This is a genomic window from Streptomyces capoamus (assembly GCF_014654935.1).
In the GTDB taxonomy this organism is placed as follows: Bacteria; Actinomycetota; Actinomycetes; order Streptomycetales; family Streptomycetaceae; genus Streptomyces; species Streptomyces capoamus.
Genome location: NZ_BNBF01000009.1, coordinates 126,121 through 129,819, shown reverse-complemented (window position 1 = coordinate 129,819; position 3,699 = coordinate 126,121). Strand labels below are relative to the sequence as shown.

4 protein-coding genes and 1 tRNA gene are annotated in these 3,699 nt (G+C 73.9%); 2 read left to right on the top strand and 3 right to left on the bottom strand.

The genetic code is table 11. The features are described 5' to 3' along the window. Positions 1–72, bottom strand: a tRNA-Pro gene (locus IE312_RS16540). A 125-nt stretch (positions 73–197) separates the two neighbouring features. Between IE312_RS16540 and IE312_RS16535 the strand changes: the two genes are divergently transcribed. Next, on the top strand, positions 198–905 hold the full coding sequence (locus tag IE312_RS16535) for a thiamine pyrophosphate-binding protein (RefSeq protein ID WP_189982487.1): 708 nt from the start codon (positions 198–200) through the stop codon (positions 903–905). Positions 906–989: 84 nt separating this feature from the next. Beyond that, the gene (locus IE312_RS16530) at positions 990–1,913 is read left to right on the top strand and encodes a transketolase family protein (protein WP_189982485.1); all 924 of its coding nucleotides are present in this window, start codon (positions 990–992) and stop codon (positions 1,911–1,913) included. Positions 1,914–1,931: 18 nt separating this feature from the next. Here IE312_RS16530 and IE312_RS16525 read toward each other — a convergent pair whose 3' ends face one another. Continuing rightward, on the bottom strand, positions 1,932–2,834 hold the full coding sequence (locus IE312_RS16525) for a LysR family transcriptional regulator (protein ID WP_189982483.1): 903 nt from the start codon (positions 2,832–2,834) through the stop codon (positions 1,932–1,934). Between the two features lie 30 nt (positions 2,835–2,864). Further along, on the bottom strand, positions 2,865–3,699 hold an 835-nt coding region (locus tag IE312_RS16520), incomplete at its 5' end, for a glycine C-acetyltransferase (RefSeq protein WP_229899886.1).

Below are 3,699 nucleotides of genomic sequence, written 5' to 3'. Positions count from 1 at the left end.
GGGACGACAGGATTTGAACCTGCGACCCCTTGACCCCCAGTCAAGTGCGCTACCAAGCTGCGCCACGTCCCGTTGCCGTGTGACCTGGGGTTTCCCCGGTCGCAACGCGCAGGGAAACAATACCGCACTCCCCTCGGTGGTCGCGCGCACCTTCCGGTGTTGACCTCAAGTCCGGTTGAGGTTGCACGATCACCGGTATGACGACCGCAGCGGAACAGAGCCGCACGCACGGCTACGACGACCTGCCCCGGCTGATGGGCATGATGACCGGCGACGAGAAGCACGGCCCGGCGGCCACCTCCACGCTCGACGTGCTGTGGGTGCTCTACGACCGGGTGCTCCGGGTCACCCCGGAGCGGCGGGCGGACCCGGCCCGGGACCGGTTCCTGCTGAGCAAGGGGCACGGCCCGATGGCGTACTACGCGGTGCTCGCCGCCAAGGGGTTCGTGCCGGTGGACTGGCTGCCGGGGTTCGGGTCCTACGACTCCCCGCTCGGGCACCACCCGGACCGGGTGCTGGTGCCGGGGGCCGAGATCGGCAGCGGGTCCCTCGGGCACGGGCTGCCGATCGCCGTGGGCACCGCGCTGGGCCTGCGGGCGCAGGGCCGGCCCGATCCGGCGGTGTGGGTGCTGATCGGGGACGCGGAGCTGGACGAGGGCAGCAACCACGAGGCGATCGCCTTCGCCGGGCCGGCCGGGCTGGACCGCCTGCACACCGTCGTCATCGACAACTCCTCCGCGAGCCACGCGCTGCCCGGCGGGATCGCCGCCCGGTTCGAGGCGGCGGGCTGGTCCGCGGTGACCGTCGACGGACGCGACCACGAGGCGCTGTACGCCGCGTTCACCGCGCCGCACCCGGGCCGGCCGCACGCGGTCGTGGCCCGCGTCGAGCCGAAGAACGCCTGACCCCGGCCCGTCCCGGAGAGCGCCGGGCCCTCCCCTCCCCCTGTTCCCCGCATGCCCCGAAGTCTCCCGAAAGGCCCCATCGCCATGGACACCATGCGTGACCGTCTCGCCCCCGTCGTCTCCCGGCTGCTGGACGAGGACCCGCGGGTCGCGGTCGTCCTCGCCGAGATCGGCCGGGACGGGTTCCGCGAGGCCGAGCGCCGGCACCCCGACCGGGTGATCAACGTCGGCATCCGCGAGCAGCTGCTGGTCGGCGCGGCGGCGGGGCTCGCCCTCACGGGGCTGCGCCCGGTCGTGCACACCTTTGCCAGCTTCCTCGTGGAGCGGCCGTTCGAGCAGGTCAAACTGGATTTCGGGCACCAGGACACGGGCGCGGTACTGGTCAGCGCCGCCGCCTCCTTCGACTGGCCGGCCGGCGGCTTCACCCACATGGCCCCGGGCGACGTGGCCCTCCTCGACACGCTGGACGGCTGGACCGTGCATGTGCCCGGGCACCCGGACGAGGCCGAGACGCTGCTGCGACAGGCGGTCGCCGCGGGGGACGACAAGGTGTACGTACGCCTGTCCGTGCAGTCCAACGGGCAGCGCCGGGCCGTCGACGGGCAGCACTTCCTGCCCGTCCGCGAGGGCCGCTCCGGCGTGGTCGTCGCCGTCGGACCGATGCTCGACGCGGTCCTCGCCGCCACGGCGGACCTTGACGTGACCGTGCTGTACGCGACGACCGTACGGCCCTTCGACGCGGCCGGGCTGCGCCGGGCGACGCGGGCGGCGGGTACGGACGTCGTGCTGGTCGAGCCCTACCTCGCGGGGACGTCGACGGCCGCGGCGAGCGAGGCCCTGGCCGATGTGCCGCACCGGGTGCTCGGCCTCGGCGTCGGCCGCCGCGAGCTGCGCCGCTACGGCACGATCGAGGAGCACACGGCCGCGCACGGACTGGACGCGAGGGGCCTGCAGGAGCGGATCAGCCGGTTCCTGGACGCCGGGCGCACGGAGCCGGGGCAGGGCTGAAGCACGGGCCTCGGCCCCTCACGCCTGCGCCGCGGCGCCGAGCGCCTCCAGCACCGGGCGGATCAGCGGATGCCCCTCGGCGCCCCGGCGGACGGCGGCGAACACCCGGCGGGTCGGTGCGACACCGTCGACGGGCCGGACGACCACCCCGGTGAGGTCCGTCCCGCGCAGCGCGGAGCGCGGTACGAGCGCCACTCCCGCGTCGGCCGAGGCCAGGGCGACGACGGCCCGGAAGTCGTCGGAGGAGTGCTCCAGACGGGGCTGGAAACCGGCGCTCTCGCAGGCCAGGACGACCACGTCGTGGCAGGGGTTGCCGGGGTACGGCCCGATCCACGCGTCCTTGGCCAGTTCCGCGAGGGGGACCTCGGCGGCGTCCGCCAGACGGTGCCCCAGCGGTACGACGGCGTCGAACGGCTCGGCGTAGAGCGGCACGTGCGTCAGCCGGGGGTCGTCGGCGGGCGGCGCGCCCCGGTACTCGACGGCGACCGCGACGTCGACCTGCCGGTCCAGCACCATGGGCAGGCTGGCGTCGCCCTCCGCGTCCTGCACCCGGATCCTTATGCCCGGCGCCAGGTGGGCGAGGCGGGCCAGGGCCGGCGCCACGACCTGGGCGATGCCGGTCGCGAAGGCCGCCACGGTCACCGTGCCCGCCTCGCCGGAGCCGTAGGCGGCCAGCTCGGCCTCCGCCCGCTCCAGCTGGGCGAGGACCGCGTTGGTGTGGCTGAGCAGGATCTCGCCGGCCGGAGTGAGCCGTACCCCCTTGGCGCCGCGCTCGACCAGGCGGTGGCCGGTCTCCTGCTCCAGCGCCGTCAGCTGCTGGGAGACGGCGGAGGGGGTGAGGTAGAGCGCGGCGGCTGCCGCCGTCACCGTGCGGTGGTCGGCCACCGCACGGAGGATGTGGAGCCGCCGTGCCTCGATCATGACCTCAATTATCCCAGGTCATCCGGTCGGTCAGACCCCCAGTGCGGCGCGCGCCGCGATGAAGGCGTCGACCGCCCGGTTGACGTCGTCCGTGGAGTGCGCGGCGGACAGCTGGACGCGGATGCGGGCCTGGCCCTGCGGGACGACCGGGTAGGAGAACCCGATCACGTAGACCCCCCGCTCCAGCAACAGCTCGGCCATGCGGGCCGCCTCGGCCGCGTCACCGATCATCACGGGGGCGATGGCGTGGTCGCCGGGGAGGACGTCGAAGCCCTCCTCGGTCATCCGGCGGCGGAACAGGGCCGTGTTCTCGGCGAGGCGCACGCGCAGGTCGTCGGCCGACTCCAGCAGGTCGAGGACCTTCAGGGAGGCGGCGGCGATGACCGGGGCGAGCGTGTTGGAGAACAGGTACGGACGGGAGCGCTGGCGCAGCAGGGCGACGATCTCGGCACGGGCGGCGACATAGCCGCCGGAGGCGCCGCCGAGGGCCTTGCCGAGGGTGCCGGTGATGATGTCGACCCGGTCCATGACGCCGTGCAGTTCGGGCGTGCCCCGGCCGGTCGGGCCGACGAAGCCGACGGCGTGCGAGTCGTCGACCATGACCATCGCGTCGTAGCGGTCGGCGAGGTCGCAGATCTCCGCCAGGGGCGCCACGTAGCCGTCCATGGAGAAGACGCCGTCGGTGACGATCAGGCGGCGCCGGGCGTCGGACGCCTCCTTGAGCTTGGTCTCCAGGTCGGCGAGGTCACGGTTGGCGTAGCGGAAGCGGCGGGCCTTGGACAGCCGGATGCCGTCGATGATGGAGGCGTGGTTGAGGGCGTCGGAGATCACCGCGTCCTCCTCGCCGAGCAGGGTCTCGAAGACA